Below are 15183 nucleotides of genomic sequence, written 5' to 3' on the forward strand. Positions count from 1 at the left end.
TCGTTTGTGTTTGAGGAGCAGGGGGTACAGGATAAAAAAAGCGGGAGATGATCAAGATGGAACAGGAAAAGCAGATATACTATGTGGATTTAAACAGTGAAAGTATCCTGCCCGAGCCAATAGACAGCCCAAGCTTTGTTATTCATGCGACCCCAAAAGAAGCCGATGTGTTAAAAGCGGTAATGGATGATAAACACGGAGCCGATGTGGAGGCATTTGTTCGTGCGCATATTCCTTATTTAGAGTATCATCATGATCCGCAAAACGACCGTTACGACGCTTCACAAAGGGTGCTTTATTCTCTGATTTATTTGTTGGGAAACCAAGCAGCAAAACAGCATATTGAGCAGATGGGGATTTTAACAGACCGAAAAGAGGATGACCCGGATGAAATTCAGCGTTTCAGGTAAAAAGGTGCGTGTTATACGCACCTTTTTTCATGGGCAGCAACAGTTGTCCGTTTCTTCTCATACTCTAGTTCTACAAGTGCCCGCGTAATAAAATCGGCCGTTTTATTGGCCATTTTATAAACAAGTGAAAGGCGTGTACCTTGAAGTACCTGAATCGGAAGAAACCCGCCGACATTAACAATTCCGGAAATATGATAATCGCCGATTGGCGGCAGGTCTTTTTGAACGCCGGCACCAGGTTTTAAGGCACCCTGTTCTAAACTGACGGTGCCGATGTTAGCAGCGGCACCCAGGCAGGCGTCAATCGCGATAATAAGCGGGTTTGCATGCTGCTGCCGGATCTGTTCAACCGTTTCGGCTAAATTTTTAGCATGAACTGGGTGATCCAGGCACCCATACACAGAAACATGCGTGTATTTACGGAGGAAAAAGGTTTGTTTTAATTTAAAACCAACGAAAGGACCATAGCTGTCACCGGCCGACCGGTCCGTGCCTATGCACACAAAAACGATCTCCCGGCGGCTGGATAAAATAGGTTTTAATTCGTTTTTTAAATCATGCACAAAAAATGTATCGTCTACACATTGTCTCATTGCCGACAAACCCCCTTCTGTTCTTTATTAAGAATTAAATTTATTATATAGCTCTTTATAAAGAAAGTAATCTTTTACCAAATGGTGGTAAGATCATGCTTGGCAAAACAGATAAAACGGCATTTGATTCACATCTGTTTGAGTGAGGCAATGCAGGTGGAAAAAATAATTGAAATCTTTAGCCTATGATTTAAGCCGCTTATGGCAGCAGCGTACATCCAAATAGGCCGGCACGCTCTCGATTGGACCGCTTTTTAAAGGCTTCTTAAATATAGTATGCCCATTATCGCAAGTTATTATAGAAACGGCTTTGCATATTTTTTAAGAAGGATCCTGCACGTTTAAGTATGTTTCTTGCGGCGGGCAGTAATGGCAGCTGCCGCTTGTTTTGAATGCGCTGCAAGAAGACAAAAAAAGACAGAAAAAGGAGCGCGGCCTTTTCAGAATGCGCTTTTTGTCGGCATTTGATGAACGATTTTTACAGGTAAATCTTGTATTCTAGCGAAATAATTAAATAAAGGAGGATGATTATTGTGAAAACGAGCAACCTTACATACTTACAATCGATTACGTCTCATGTGGTAAACCGGCTGGGGAAGTCAAAATGTGCTTTATGTAAAACAAAAGGAGAGCCACTGTTTCAAGTGAATCAGCACAATCGAAAGCGAAGTGTCTGCTCGAAATGCGCTGTATACGCAGAAGCAAGAATCTTCCGGAAACATGCATAATGAAAGACTTTGTCAAAGTCTCCAGGCGTGAAAGCATTGAATTCCCTACCGTTATATGCTTATGAATAGTCATGTTTTATCCTATTATGAGAGAAAATAAACCAGTTTCTGCAAAGCTTGCAGGAACAAGCTTTAAAAATGGGAAAAAAGTGCCGCGCCAGCTCATATTCAACTGGGCGGGCTGGCATGTGTTTATTTATAATCAGTATCTAACACCGTTTGCAGCAGGCCAATGGTGTTAAAGCTGTTTTTAGCTTTAATGTAGAATAACGAGCGGTCTTTTTGGGATGATTGCGAGATTAATAGTGCGTTTTTATTTGTAAAATCAGATGAAGGCAGCTGCAGCAGACAAGAGAGGCGGATTGCTGCCCGGTAACACCTCCCTCCCAGTAAACGTGTTCATTGGGGATTTAACGATCCAGCCAGGGCAGAAGGAACCGAAGAAGAAATGTGGGCTTTTTTCGGCGGGTATGTGACGAAATTGGTGAACGTACCAGCCGCTTTGCTCAAACAGGTGAGTAAGAAACATTTAGGAGGCTTCTCTCGGCTTTTTTACTATGAGGGTAAAGCATAGGAGCATGGCGGGCGTACCGGTTTTAGAAGCGGTGCCAATAGGCAATACTATATGTGGGAAGTAGATCAAGACACCGCCGGAAGGCTTCCGCCCGTTTTTTATGCAGGGAGCACATTCCGGCGGAGCAGCAATATAACATTGGATGGTGAATCTTGCCTAAGAAGCATTTGTTTTAGCTCTCCTGCAGGAATAAACGGTACTGCCGGTGAAGACTATATTTGCCAGCTTGTTCTCATTTGCCGCTTTTTGATCTTTGCAGTTCACGTAAAAATCCCATGGAAGCAGCGAAAGCAGCAGCACGCGGCGGAACTCCTTGCTTCATTAAAGCATCTGTTGTTTCCTGAATGCGCTGACCTGTATTTTGCGGTTTTTCCATCCTGTCCACTCCTTTCTCTATTTACGTTTAGCTTGGAGCTGGCCGTTCTTTTTTATGTGGGAAAATACTGGTTTATGAAGTATTTTTGTGTTTTTATTCCTTAATAAAACGTTTACAGTTTTTTAACAATATAAATTTTTCCATACCCCTTTACAAATGGGCAAAACCGGCGTATAGTACGTGTTTATCAGGCGTATGCGCCAATCTTTATTTACGAGCAATGGAGGGAACAGCGAGGTATGTTGACTAAGTTAATGAACCAGGTAAAAGGCCGCATCGGTTCACCGCATATCGACTTGTTGCTGGATAAAAATGAATTTATGCCCGGCGAAAAAGTGACGGGTTCATTTGTCATAAAAGGCGGTTTGTTTGAACAGAAATTAAGCCGGCTTGAGTGTGATTTACTGACAGGAAGCGATGAGGCGCCCGCTGGAGATGCGATTATGATTTTTATGTCAGAGCATATTCCGCCGAATGCGTCCAAGCGTATTCCATTTTCGTTTCAGCTGCCAGAGCAATTAAGTGAAAGCCGTTATTATTTTCAAACGAAGCTTTGCTTTGGTGAAGGAAAAAAATGCATTGGACAAGATCCTATTCGTGTTGTGCAGCCGTCTTTTTCTTAAATCGTGAGTAGACGTTCCAAAGAAGGGTATAACGAAAGAACCGTTATGCGAAAAGGAGCGGATGTATATGAAACCGGATATACAGACCTTTCAATGTAAAGATGATGGTGAAATCCCGAATAATGGGAGGTTCCCGGTCATCGTTTATAAGCAGGTATTTACGGATACACCAAGCGAGATAGAGCTGACATTTAACCGGCATGGCTGGACGAACAGCTGGGTGAATGGTATTTTCGATTATCATCATTACCATACCAATACACATGAAGTGCTTGGAGTAAAGTCTGGAGACGCGGTTGTACAGATCGGCGGGGAGCAGGGAGAACGGCTTGAGATTCAAACGGGCGACGTGATCGTACTTCCCGCTGGGACGGGCCATAAGCGGCTCAGCCACAGTCTGGATTTTTCTGTAGTCGGTGCGTACCCGAATGGGCAAAGCCCTAATTTAAAAAAGCGTGATACAGGTTCCCGGGCACAGTCTCTTAGCGAAATTGAACAAGTGCCAGCAGCCGAAACGGATCCCGTTTTTGGCGAAAAAGGGCCGCTGCTGGACTATTGGAAGGATTGTAAAGAAGACGGCTGCGATTGAGCAGCTTTTTTTTATGCCAAAAATGCCGAACGGCAGTGCTTCTGCGGAAAGCCGTCCTTTTTTAAAAACCATCTTTTTAAAGGAGCCGGTTTTTTTTATAAAAAACCGGCCGCAAAATTATACTTTAAAAAGCCGCGGTGCGGTTTTTAAAAGAAAGACAAGAACAATGGTGCATACTAGAAAGGTGAGAAGGGCGGCGCTGCCATTGATAGCCAGAGAGTAAAGGGCGGCCGGCATGTCTTCCGGTGCAGCCTCTCCAAAATACACCCATCCGGCAAGGAAATGCCAAAAGTAACGGGCCAGGCAGCCGACGAACACAGCCATGACAATGGATTTTGCCGTAATATTACGGCCGGTGAACAGCCCGGCAAGACCAATAAATGAAAACGCAATAAAGTATTCAATAAATGCTTGAAGTGGTGTTAAAAAGTAAGCAGTGCCCAGTACAATCTGTAAAAGCCCCCAAACAAAGCCGGAAGCCATTCCTGCTTTCCATCCCCAGCGCAGTGACAAAAGCAGAACGGGAATCATGGCAATTGAAATCTTTACCCATGGAAAAGGCTCAATAGCAGGCAGAACATCAATAATATAGGCAAGAGCAGCTATGATCGCTGCTTCAATTAAGGCTTGAAGCGGCAGTTTTCGATTCAATGTTTTTCCTCCTTTCTTTGCCGTACGCGAAGAAGGAAGAAGAGGTACCAATCCTTTCGCCGGCATAATCCGACATGCTCCATGGAACCAGATGAACACTGTTTTCAGCCCGAAGGCTCCCCATATGGCCTTGTTCATTGTAGCAAAGAACAAGAAAATACAAAATGATACAGTAATGGGAACATTTATAAAGGGCAGGTTTGGCAGCTAAATAGCCAGATTTTCTATACTCCGGCTGTAAAACCGGATTTGTTACAATAGAAGAAAAATGGAGGCGACATATTGGATGAAATCATCTGTTTGCGAGCTGTGCGGCCGCTCGCCGGTTGAAACGACCGTTCACCATTTAACGCCGAGGGAAGAAGGAGGATCGCATGGGCCGACGGCTGACTTGTGCTTGCCGTGCCACAAGCAGATTCATGCACTTTACACTAATAAAGAACTGGCTGTTCGTCTCCATTCGATTGAGCGGCTGCGCCAGGATGAAAAAATCAGCAAGTATATAAAATGGATCCGCAAGCAGCCGGCTGAAACGCTTGTCCGTGTACGCAAGTCAAATGAACGAAAGCGGTCCAGATAAACGTAAAGACGGCTCTTAAAGGAAGCCGTCTTTACGTTTCGTTAGTTTGTTGGCGTGATGCCTTTTATCATATGGGCAAGCTTATACTGAATCCGCTCATAAGCTTTTGCTTCATTTGTGTTTCTTTTATCAACAACACGATTTTGATTATCCATAAACAAATACGGGTGCTCGCTCGGTCCTTGATAGAAATAATACGTTGACCCCTGCTTCTTCAGCAGTTCGAAAGGTGCGCCTTCATAGCGAGGCAGCTTCGACTCCGGTACGGCCCAAATAATAGCAAGTATCGGCTTGTGGCCCAGGTAGGCCGCGTTGTTGTAATAAAAATACGTTCCATATGAACCGATTTTATCTTTTTTATTTTCTGTCGTTACCTGCGTTTTCATATAGTTAGGCAGTTCCAGTTTATATTTAAGTGCTGTATTCGTGTAGGTATATGTTTTATAGTCGTCATTTAGGGCACGCGCTAGAAAGACCGAAAATTGCGAGCGTGTCAGAGCCTGATTCGGCTTAAAGGTTCCATCGGGATAACCGAGCGTAATATTTTGGCTGGCAAGCGCAGTAATATAAGGATGCCCCCAGAAGCTCCTCGGTACATCTTTAAATGAAACAGCATCAGATGCTTTCCATTTGAATGCGGCAGTCAGCATCCGTGCCATCTGGGCGCGTGTGATCGGTTCTGCCGGTTTTAAAGTTGTGCTTTTGGGAAATAATCCTTCGTCCACAACCGCGGCTGCTTCGGCATAGCCGCTGCTTGATTTCGGCAGGTCGTTAAATCCGGGAGCCGGGCGGTTTGTTAAATCCAGATTCAGCGCTCTTGCTGTCATAATCATGGCTTGAATTTTAGTAACAGGCGCATTTGGCTGAAACGATTGATCCTTAAAGCCGCTAATGATTTTTTTGTTCGTTAAATAAACAATTTCTTCGTTCGCCCAGTACGACTTGCTGACGTCTTTGAACGCAGCTGATGTGGATATGGACTGGGTAAACAACAAGCCTGCAGCAAGTAAAACAGCACACACCTTCTTCATGATTCCTCTCCTTTTGTAAAAAAATAATTTATTTGTCACTTTTTTACAATAACATTATTTTACACTTGTTACCACCTTTAATTGGAAAATAGTTCAAAAAGAGCAAGGGAACCAGACTCTATAAGAAATGCCTGCTGAGATAAAAGAGGATGGAGGGAAGCATTGTAAAAAGTGGTTGTCTTTTGTGGAAAGGAATATAACGTAATCTATTAATATCGAAGTTGGTTCAAAAGAATCGGTACTTCTCTGTTTTATTTTTTAGAGGATGACCATTGCGGATTATTTGCGGAGACGCCGCGGCAATCGGGGTAGTGAAACTAGGGAACAAAGAAGATTTTTTGGAGATGCAGATATAGGAGAAAGAGAATGGGGACTGTTCAAAAGAGCCCCGAATTTGAACATTATCCTTCAGAAGATTTTGATCAAGGTGATTCGTACTCAGAAATCCCGAATTCCTGTTGAATAAAAAACGGTCCAGCATGAATGAACTAAAATGCCGACTGCTATCGCTAAAAACAGGACATGGGTGATCTGCAGACGGTGTTCCCGCTTTGTTTTCACGAATAAAAGAATCCACAGCACAGCGAGCAGATTATGCAAAACAAACAGTCCGTCCATTAAAAACAGCTCCTTCCTTACCGCTTATTGTGCCTGGGAATCACCCTAAAGACAACGAGTCTGTCAGGTTATTTGACCAAGAACAAAACCGGCTGCTTTCAAAGCGTTTTATATTCTTCCATCCTTGCGTGATAGAGAAGATACTCGACGGTAACAGCAAAATGTTGTATATTTTATAAATGCGCTTCTCATTAAAAGATAATTTTATAAAAAAGACTTTGGATGATTATGAATAGGTTGGAAGAAGGGAATTAAAATGAATCGATTGTTTTTAAAGCCGTTACACTTTTTTGCTTTAGCGGTTATTTTGGTTTGGCTGAAATCGTACATTGCCTACCTCACAGAATTTCAGCTGGGGATCAACAATGCGATGCAGACATTTCTTCTATTTTTAAATCCGCTCAGCTCAGCGGTTCTCTTTTTAGGGCTCGCCCTGTTTTCAAAACGAAGCGGCAGATGGATTCTTGTATTCAGTACTATTATGACGCTGATTTTATACAGCAACATCCTATACTACCGTTTCTTCAATGACTTTGTTACGCTGCCGACACTGTTTCAAACGAGCAACGCCGGGCATTTGGGCGGAAGCATTGCCGATTTAACAGAATGGCATGATGTCATTTATTTCGCAGATTTAGTGATTCTTGCAGTGGTTCTTTGGATGAAAAGAAAAGAATGGAAGCTTCAGGTTACACCGAAAAGAAAAGTACTGGCGATTTTGGCAGCCGGTGCAGTAATTTTTGCGGTAAATCTGGGTCTTGCGGAAGCAGACCGTCCGCAGCTTCTGTCTAGAGCGTTTGACCGCAACTATTTAATCAAATATTTAGGCGCATACAATTACACGGTATATGATGCAATTCAAACGGTGAAAAACGAGAAGCAAAGCGCTTTTGCGAGCAGTGACGACTTAACAAATGTGGAAAACTACACAAAGTCTCATTATGCAGCGCCAAATGAAGAGTATTTCGGGAAAGCAAAAGGGATGAATGTGATTAAAATTCATCTTGAGTCGTTTCAAACATTTTTGATTGATTACAAGTTAAACGGCCAGGAAGTCACACCGTTCTTAAACTCACTGGCGCACAATAACGAGTATATGTATTTTGATAACTTCTTTCATCAAACCGGACAGGGGAAAACCGCTGATGCTGAATTGATGATGGATACTTCGCTGTTCGGCCTGCCGCAGGGATCTGCGTTTGTTCTCAAAGGCCGCAACACCTATCAGGCTGCACCGGCAATTTTGAACCAAAAAGCAGGCTATACAAGTGCTGTTCTGCACGGTGACTATAAAACATTCTGGAACCGAAATGAAATTTACAAGCAAATGGGCGTAGACACGTTTTTCGATGCCAGCTATTACAACATGGAAGGTGACCGGAAAATCAACTACGGTTTGAAAGACAAGCCGTTTTTTGAAGAGTCTATTCCAATGCTTCAATCAATGGAGCAGCCGTTTTACGCGCATTTAATGACGCTGACTAACCATTTCCCATTTGTTATGGATGAAGGAGATGCAACGATTGAGCCAGCGACAACGGGAGACGGTACTGTAGACCGGTACTTCCAGACGGCACGTTACATGGATGAAGCACTCCAGTCATTTTTTGTAGACTTGAAAAAAGCTGGTTTATACGATAACTCCATGATTCTCATTTACGGTGATCACTATGGCATCTCCGAAAACCATAACAAAGCGATGGCGCAAATTATGGGCGAAGAGATTACGGACTTTAAAAACGCACAGCTGCAGCGCGTACCGCTGTTTATCCACGTGCCAGGCGTTAAAGGCGGAGTGAAACACCAGTATGGCGGCGAGATTGACGTCCTGCCGACGATGCTTCACCTTTTAGGCATTGACAATAAAGAATTTATTCAGTTCGGTACGGACCTTCTTTCACCGGAGCACGATGAAGTAGTAGCATTCCGAAACGGCGACTTTGTATCGCCAAAGTACACATCGATTGATGGAACGTACTATGATTCAAAAACAGGTGCAACATTAGAGCCGACCGCCGATATGCAGGCGGCTAAAAAGAAAGTAGCTGATCAGCTATCTTTCTCTGATCAAGTATTGTATGGTGATTTACTGCGCTTCCATGATATAGAAGGCATGGAGCCGGTTGACCCAACTCAATACCAGTACGGAAAAGAAACAGCCGAGGAATAAGGTTGTAATAAAAGCCCGCAGAGCCATTCTGCGGGCTTTTTTATATAACAAATAGATGCTCTTTTACTTTAGTTGGTAAAAACGAATGATGCTGCTTGATAACAGCCGCTTCAGCTTTGCAGACGCCTGCATATCTTGTTAATAGATTCATTGAAAGGAGGAAAAGAGATGTGCTCCAGTTGCAAGAAGCGGAAGAATCGCTGCGGTTGCTTTCATGAACAGGTCAGTCATTGTGGCTGTTTTGATAGACATGTTCATGACTGTGAAAAACATTTCAGACGATGTGGATGTTTAGATCTGCACGATGAATGTGTAAAATGGATTCATGATGATTTCTTTATCGTGTCCAGCGATCATGGTCTCAAAGGATGTAGTCATAGCTGTACAAGAAAAAGATTTCTTCACGATGTTCATCATTCTCTTTTATGTCATCGGTGTCAAATCAGGTTTCGCAACCCATTTTGTTGTTAACCGTTAGGGTAGATGTTTCTTTTTGTTTAGCTAATGGAATGATCGTGGATAAAAAGGCTTGAGGAAGTGATCCTCAAGCTCTTTTTATAAAACGTCTAAAACGAAGAATATGGATAAAATAGGGAAAATAAATATCAGTACCTTGCAATAATCAGTGCTGGATGCCAGTATGCTTTTAACAGGTGCTGATTTTAAATCACTACTACACAATATACTACAGTAGGAATAGAGTGGAAAGTACTTTTGCAGGGCTGCCTTTCTGGCTGCTTTTTTTGCGGTAACTTATGCGTTTGAGCTGATGTCTCAATCATTGAAGGATATTTTGCTTTGGGTCACCGTTGAATATGTGGCGATTTCTTTTCTGCCAGCGGTGATTTTGCTTATGTGCCTTGATTATACCGGGCGAAACGTCAAAAGATGGATGTATATTCCCCTGCTTGGCATTCCGGCTGCCACGCTTATTCTGCATGGCAGCAAGTGTATGCATTCTGCTCTGGCAGCTGAGAAAAGTAACTTTTCGTTTTCGAATGCAAATTTTATTGATGGTAGCGGGCCTTTTGGTCCCGCCAGTTTCAAGTATTTTTTTATATAAGCGGCTGGAGCAGGGGAATCGATCTCGGTCCGGTGTCTATGTGTCTTGCTTTTTTGTTTCAAGGAGCAGCGTTTTTGCGCTTTCAAATGTTTGATGTAGTTTCTATCGCCCGTGCAACCGTTTTTGAAGGACTGGAAGAAGGAGTAGTCGTTTTAAATGAAAATGATATTGTCGTAGATTACAACCAGGCAATGAAAACCGTTCTGCCTGCTTTGACCGTTCACACGGTTGGCCGGCCGCTGAGAGAAGTGATTTCGGCAAACGATCAGCTGGCCTCCATTCTGTGCCAGGGGGAGGAATGTGATTATAAGCTCGATCAGCCCGAAGAAACGCTTCATTTCCAAGTCCGTTTTCCCCCTTTAAAAGATGAAAAGGGGGAGATGGTTGGCAAAATCGTCATGTTTATCAACGTAACCGAGCGGGTGCAAATGGAAAAATAATTGCAAAAACTGGCTCGTCTGGCCGGCTTGACTGGTATATTAAACCGGACTTTCTTTTTAGGGCAGGCAGAAGCAGCCTGCAGGAAGCTTCAAAAAGAAGAAGGCGTCGTTTCGATAATTATGTTTGATATTGACCATTTTAAGCGGGTGAATGATACATTCGGCCATGAAGCAGGAGACCGTGTGCTCACAAATTGCACGCCGGGTCGGGAAGAACATGCAGGCAAACGATTTATTCGGCCGTTATGGCGGAGAAGAATTTATTATTTTCCTTCCCCACGCTTCTTTATCTGAAGCATGCGAGCGGGCAGAAGCCATCCGTACAGCTATCGCAGAAACGATCATCCAGCTGGGAGAAGAGACGCTCAGTGTAACATCGAGTTTTGGCCTGTCCCATACGCGGATCCAAGCAGGCAGTCCCGATTCTCCGGTACAGGAACTGATGCGTGAAGCGGATCAAGCGCTTTGTACGGCTAAACGAAATGGCCGAAATCGTGTGCAGGTGTTTAAGCAGGCACTTTAAGTGAAAGCAACTTCCAGGAGACAAGGAATCTATTAGAGAAGGAGAACATCACGCCTGTTCTCTTTTTTTCTATGTAGAAACCATCGATTAAGGCGCCTGCTTTTATAGGAAATGTATATCTAAACAAAGATGAATTGTACAGTACGGTGGTTATCAGGAGCTTTTATAAATATTTTTTATGATCATATTCATGATACAATAGAATGAAAAAGGAGGAGAGAAATGGAAAAAAGAACATACTTAGACCTCGGAGATGCAGAACAGACAGCGGATAGAACAGCTTATCCGCAAGTCATCGCAGACCGGGGAGATGCCCTGCTGCTTCTCTACTCACATGATCAAGGCCGCGTATACATAAAAAATGAAAATAAACTGTATGCCGCGATGCATTACGAGGCTATTTTAAAGTCCGGCTATTGGAACGAGTACAGGGGAGAAAATGTGGCCGCCTGGATCAATGCTTATGCGGAAAAATCGGATGAGCCAAAAAGCTTATTCCAATTTGCGAGAAGTGAGCTGTCACAAGATGCGTTTTTGTGCTGGTTTGCGCAATGGGCGGCACCATATGGGAAAACAGCAGATGAGGTTTTACATAAATGTGCGCTGTTGTTTTTGGAGCGGATGTTTAAAAAGCATGGAGAAGTACTTCCAGAAGTGAAGTCCATTGGGATAATCCAGCAGTTTCAAGGGCTGGATGTGTTACTGCTAGTAAATGATCATGCCGCTGTTTTAATTGAAGACAAAACGAATACAAGCGATCATTCCGATCAGCTGGCCCGTTGTTTGGAAGCGGTTCAAAAAGCGTATCCTCACCGAAAACTGCTGCCGATTTACTATAAGCCAGCAAGCCAGAGTCATTATCGGTCGTGCGACAAAGAGGGTTATGCGCCATTTTTACGGGAAGACATGATTGATGTACTGAACGAAGGCAAGAGAGCAGGTATTACAAATCAAATTTTCCTCGATTATTTAAAACGGCTGGAGGAAATCGAAGCAGGGTATCAATCATACCGGTGGCTTCCAGTTTCAGCTTGGACCTCCTTCTCATGGCAGGGATTTTACCGGCTGCTTCAACGTAAGCTTCAAAATGGAAATTGGGGTTATATGGCCAATATGGCCGGTGGATTTGAAGGGTTCTGGTGGGCAAAAAACAGAAATCATGCGTGTTATTTCCAGCTTGAACAAAGCCGTTTATGTATCAAACTAGCAGAGCCAGATCCGCTCCGCCAGCGGGAGGCACGTATGAAGACTTTTGCGCGTCTGCTGGAGCAACCAGCAGTAAAAGATCTCTCCTTTGAAAAACCAGGCCGTCCCCAAAATGGAAAAACGATGACGATTATGGTGAAAAACGATTATTTGCAAACGAATGAAGATGGAACTGTGAATGTGGAAGCGACGATTCATTTATTAAAAGAAGTGGAAGAAAAGATCGTATTTTCTTAAGAAATTTATTTGGACAAAAGGACAATTTAAGCCGTCCGTAAATAGTAAAATGATTGATGAAGGTTTATACTAAAAAACTGAACTTACTGAAGGAGCGGCACAGCTATTAGTGTGCATAATCGGCAGATGATTGGTGGAGAAACAATTATTGTTCACCGCTGGAAGGAGAAAGAGTCATGCATGGCATCCGCCTAAACGGTGCTGGGCGGGTTGGTTTAAATGAATCAATTAAATAAACGTCTGCTAACAGCCTGATTTGCTTATACAAGCGAACAGGCTTTTTTTGAGGTATTTATTCCCTTTTAAAGGAAAAAGCGAAAAGAGAGTTGATATAAAAAAAGATACCGAAGAAAAGATAGTATAGTTATTAAAATGTTTTAGTGGGAAAATAATTTTGCGGCAGCCAGAGTAATGGCCGCTGTTTTGTATGAATGATTATGCATAGGTGTCTTCAAATAAAAAAAACATACAGGAGACAATTTGCGACAATTATTGTTCAAATAGTTCATGAAAGTGAAGCTTCTTTAAAGTGAACGTCTTTTCAATTGTTTTTCTACTATATCACCTATTTTTCATTGTGTGAAGAAGTATAATTCTAGAGAACTAAAAAATATAATATAATTTATAATTGCTAACTGTTTGAGTTCGTATTATGATATATAAAGTTAGAAATAGTGACTAAAAACCTATTTTTGTTTCTTTTAAAAAGAAGAAATTTGTCGGATTTTTGTTTTAGTTAGTTAAAAGTAACTAGTTCAGAAGAATAAAAACTTGGAAAATTAGTTTTCTTTTGAAAAGGCAAACTTATTGAAAGATAAGGACGCAAAGCCACGGGTCTAAAGCAGTTTGCTATGACAGCCGGGCCGCCGTAAAGATGGATATACGTTTATTTAACCATTGGTTTAAATAAAGTCCACCTTTTGGCTGGGCTTTTTTTATTTTTCTGATGGGTTTTAAGTAAAGAAAACAGCCAACAAATAAAGGGGAACGGGAGTGATTAGTGGTGAGAACGTTGTCAGTAAAAGCGAAAACTATTCTTTTCGCTTGTTTTATCACAATTGTAGTAGGAGTCATTATCACGGGAATCAGTAATTACATGAATATGAAGCTGGCGATTAATCAGCTTGCATCCGATTCGGAAAAAACAGTTAAAGCCTGGTCAGAAGATATCACCACAGAAGAGGTAGCTGACATGATGCAGGAGGCGAATAGGAACAGTAAGACTGGCCGTAAGCTGGAAGCTCATTTTAATCAATTGTCGCAATATCAGCCGCAGGTTGCTCAAGGATACATTTTTGGAGCGGAATTAAAAAACGGGACGGATACGGTCTTTGTATCAGCACCGACTGCTTTAGTAGATGCATTGATAGAATCGGATATAAAAACGGGAGACTTTTACACACAGCCCGACAATATTGTAAAGGTTATCGAAGAAATGAAAGCAAAGAAAGCGATGGCTGTATCCGATCTGTACACAGACGATTTGGGCACATGGGTAACGGTTGTTAAACCATACTTGAATGAAGAGGGAGAGGTTTTTGCTTATTATGGAGTCGATTTTAATGCGAAACCATATGTAGATAACCAAAGAAAAATGCTTTGGATCGTCGGCTCCATTTTATTGGTGCTGTTGCTTTTATTCAGCTTTTTGCAGTACAAGTCAGTAACGAAAACCTTTAAGCCGATTCAAGAACTTGTACGTGGAATTGAAGAAGCCACGGAAGGAAACTTTGACGTAGAACTAAAGGAATCAAATGATGAACTTGGTGCAGTTGTTGGAAAGTTTAATAAAATGACGAAAAATATTGGCGGGCTTCTGCAGTCGATCAAAGCGGCATCTTATGAAACCAATGCTCGCTCGGAAGGCTTGTTCAGTTCCATTTATTCTGCCGGTGACCGGATTACCGAGGTAACAGAAGAAGTAGCAGATATGTCCAATCGTCTTAAAGCACAGACGAATTCAACAAAAGACGTGCTGCATTCACTCGAAGAATGGTCACAAGTCGTTGAAACTGTAGCGAAAAATACATCAGCGGTAAGTGAGCTGGCAGCGGATATGGAAACGAGAGCGACGAACGGGACTCATTCCGTTACATCTGTTCAGGAGCGGATGGCACTTATCAATGAATCGACGAGGAATTCAGAAAACAGCATTTCTATGCTGAAGAAGCGTTCAGAAGAAATCAGTGGAATCGTTGAGCTGATTACAAGTATTGCAGACCAAACGAATCTTTTGTCGCTGAACGCAGCGATTGAAGCGGCGCGTGCTGGCGAGCAGGGGAAAGGCTTCGCGGTTGTAGCGGATGAAGTAAGAAAGCTCGCGGAGCAGTCCAAACAGTCGGCCAAGCAGATTAATGATCTCATTACCTACATTCAAAAAGAAACGGATGATGCTTTTAACTCCATTAATAACAATGCAGCATATGTGAATGAAGGTGTTAAAGCGGTTGGAGAAACGGAGGCTATTTTCGCAGATATTTTAGCCGCTGCCCAGGAAGTAACCGCCAGCATTCAGGAAGTATCATCCGCCGCAGAAGAAATGGCGGCGGAAAACAGCGACATCATTACGACATTCAAGCAATTGTCCGATTTGGCCCAGCAAAACAACCAGACAACGACAGCGATTGCCAGCAATATTGAACAACAGCACCGGTCGTTTGAACATATTATCGGCACAGCCCAGGAAATGACCGATGTCGTGAGTGATTTGGAAAACGTTGTATCGAAATTAAACGCATAAACAACGAGGGTCCTCTTTAAAAGGGACCCTT

14 protein-coding genes, 3 pseudogenes and 1 riboswitch are annotated in these 15183 nt (G+C 42.7%); of the genes and pseudogenes, 12 read left to right on the plus strand and 5 right to left on the minus strand.

The window, feature by feature from the left end; genetic code table 11:
• Nucleotides 1–56 precede the first annotated feature (56 nt).
• On the plus strand, nucleotides 57–410 hold the full coding sequence (locus tag RIN81_RS00735) for a hydrolase (RefSeq protein WP_309086856.1): 354 nt from the start codon (nucleotides 57–59) through the stop codon (nucleotides 408–410).
• Between the two features lie 11 nt (nucleotides 411–421).
• Here RIN81_RS00735 and yyaC read toward each other — a convergent pair whose 3' ends face one another.
• Nucleotides 422–1003 (minus strand): spore protease YyaC, encoded by a 582-nt coding sequence (yyaC, locus tag RIN81_RS00740; RefSeq protein WP_309086857.1) that lies wholly within the window; start codon nucleotides 1001–1003, stop codon nucleotides 422–424.
• A gap of 533 nt (nucleotides 1004–1536) precedes the next feature.
• On the opposite strand from yyaC, the gene RIN81_RS00745 reads away from it, so the two are divergent.
• Nucleotides 1537–1731, plus strand: coding sequence for a hypothetical protein (locus RIN81_RS00745; RefSeq protein WP_309086858.1), 195 nt, complete (start codon nucleotides 1537–1539; stop codon nucleotides 1729–1731).
• Nucleotides 1732–2088: 357 nt separating this feature from the next.
• Nucleotides 2089–2253: pseudogene (locus tag RIN81_RS00750) on the plus strand (low molecular weight phosphatase family protein); the annotation flags it as partial.
• Between the two features lie 284 nt (nucleotides 2254–2537).
• Here RIN81_RS00750 and RIN81_RS00755 read toward each other — a convergent pair.
• A complete protein-coding gene (locus RIN81_RS00755) occupies nucleotides 2538–2681 on the minus strand; it encodes a hypothetical protein (RefSeq protein WP_251270501.1) in 144 nt (47 codons plus the stop codon).
• A 239-nt stretch (nucleotides 2682–2920) separates the two neighbouring features.
• Between RIN81_RS00755 and RIN81_RS00760 the strand changes: the two genes are divergently transcribed.
• Both RIN81_RS00760 and RIN81_RS00765 read left to right on the plus strand, forming a co-directional pair.
• On the plus strand, nucleotides 2921–3304 hold the full coding sequence (locus RIN81_RS00760; protein WP_251270500.1) for a sporulation protein: 384 nt from the start codon (nucleotides 2921–2923) through the stop codon (nucleotides 3302–3304).
• 67 nt (nucleotides 3305–3371) lie between these two features.
• Complete coding sequence (locus RIN81_RS00765) at nucleotides 3372–3893, plus strand: cupin domain-containing protein (protein ID WP_309086859.1); 522 nt, start codon at nucleotides 3372–3374, stop codon at nucleotides 3891–3893.
• A gap of 117 nt (nucleotides 3894–4010) precedes the next feature.
• Here the strand turns inward: RIN81_RS00765 and thiT are convergent, their stop codons facing one another.
• Nucleotides 4011–4544, minus strand: a complete 534-nt coding sequence (gene thiT / locus RIN81_RS00770; protein WP_309086860.1) for an energy-coupled thiamine transporter ThiT — start codon at nucleotides 4542–4544, stop codon at nucleotides 4011–4013.
• Nucleotides 4545–4830: 286 nt separating this feature from the next.
• Between thiT and RIN81_RS00775 the strand changes: the two genes are divergently transcribed.
• On the plus strand, nucleotides 4831–5124 hold the full coding sequence (locus RIN81_RS00775) for an HNH endonuclease (protein WP_309086861.1): 294 nt from the start codon (nucleotides 4831–4833) through the stop codon (nucleotides 5122–5124).
• A gap of 41 nt (nucleotides 5125–5165) precedes the next feature.
• On the opposite strand, the gene RIN81_RS00780 is transcribed toward RIN81_RS00775, so the two are convergent.
• Complete coding sequence (locus RIN81_RS00780; protein ID WP_309086862.1) at nucleotides 5166–6155, minus strand: S-layer homology domain-containing protein; 990 nt, start codon at nucleotides 6153–6155, stop codon at nucleotides 5166–5168.
• 438 nt (nucleotides 6156–6593) lie between these two features.
• Nucleotides 6594–6773, minus strand: a complete 180-nt coding sequence (locus tag RIN81_RS00785) for a hypothetical protein (protein WP_309086863.1) — start codon at nucleotides 6771–6773, stop codon at nucleotides 6594–6596.
• A 256-nt stretch (nucleotides 6774–7029) separates the two neighbouring features.
• Here RIN81_RS00785 and ltaS point away from each other — a divergent pair, with 256 nt between their 5' ends.
• The 6 genes and pseudogenes from ltaS to RIN81_RS00810 all read left to right on the plus strand — a co-directional run bounded on the left by ltaS (nucleotide 7030) and on the right by RIN81_RS00810 (nucleotide 15152).
• Nucleotides 7030–8943, plus strand: coding sequence for a lipoteichoic acid synthase (ltaS, locus tag RIN81_RS00790; RefSeq protein ID WP_309086864.1), 1914 nt, complete (start codon nucleotides 7030–7032; stop codon nucleotides 8941–8943).
• 715 nt (nucleotides 8944–9658) lie between these two features.
• A pseudogene (locus RIN81_RS15730) lies at nucleotides 9659–10006 on the plus strand (histidine kinase N-terminal 7TM domain-containing protein); the annotation flags it as partial.
• A gap of 74 nt (nucleotides 10007–10080) precedes the next feature.
• Nucleotides 10081–10446, plus strand: coding sequence for a PAS domain-containing protein (locus tag RIN81_RS00795; protein ID WP_309086865.1), 366 nt, complete (start codon nucleotides 10081–10083; stop codon nucleotides 10444–10446).
• A 27-nt stretch (nucleotides 10447–10473) separates the two neighbouring features.
• Nucleotides 10474–10969, plus strand: a pseudogene (locus RIN81_RS00800) (GGDEF domain-containing protein).
• A gap of 222 nt (nucleotides 10970–11191) precedes the next feature.
• Nucleotides 11192–12412: a hypothetical protein gene (locus tag RIN81_RS00805; RefSeq protein ID WP_309086866.1), complete on the plus strand. Its 1221-nt coding sequence runs from the start codon at nucleotides 11192–11194 to the stop codon at nucleotides 12410–12412.
• Between the two features lie 787 nt (nucleotides 12413–13199).
• Nucleotides 13200–13283: riboswitch (cyclic di-GMP riboswitch) on the plus strand.
• A gap of 132 nt (nucleotides 13284–13415) precedes the next feature.
• Entirely contained in the window at nucleotides 13416–15152 is a 1737-nt protein-coding gene (locus tag RIN81_RS00810) for a methyl-accepting chemotaxis protein (protein WP_309086867.1), read from the plus strand.
• Nucleotides 15153–15183: the final 31 nt, after the last annotated feature.

It is taken from the genome of Domibacillus sp. (genome assembly GCF_031181085.1).
Lineage (GTDB): Bacteria > Bacillota > Bacilli > Bacillales > Domibacillaceae > Domibacillus.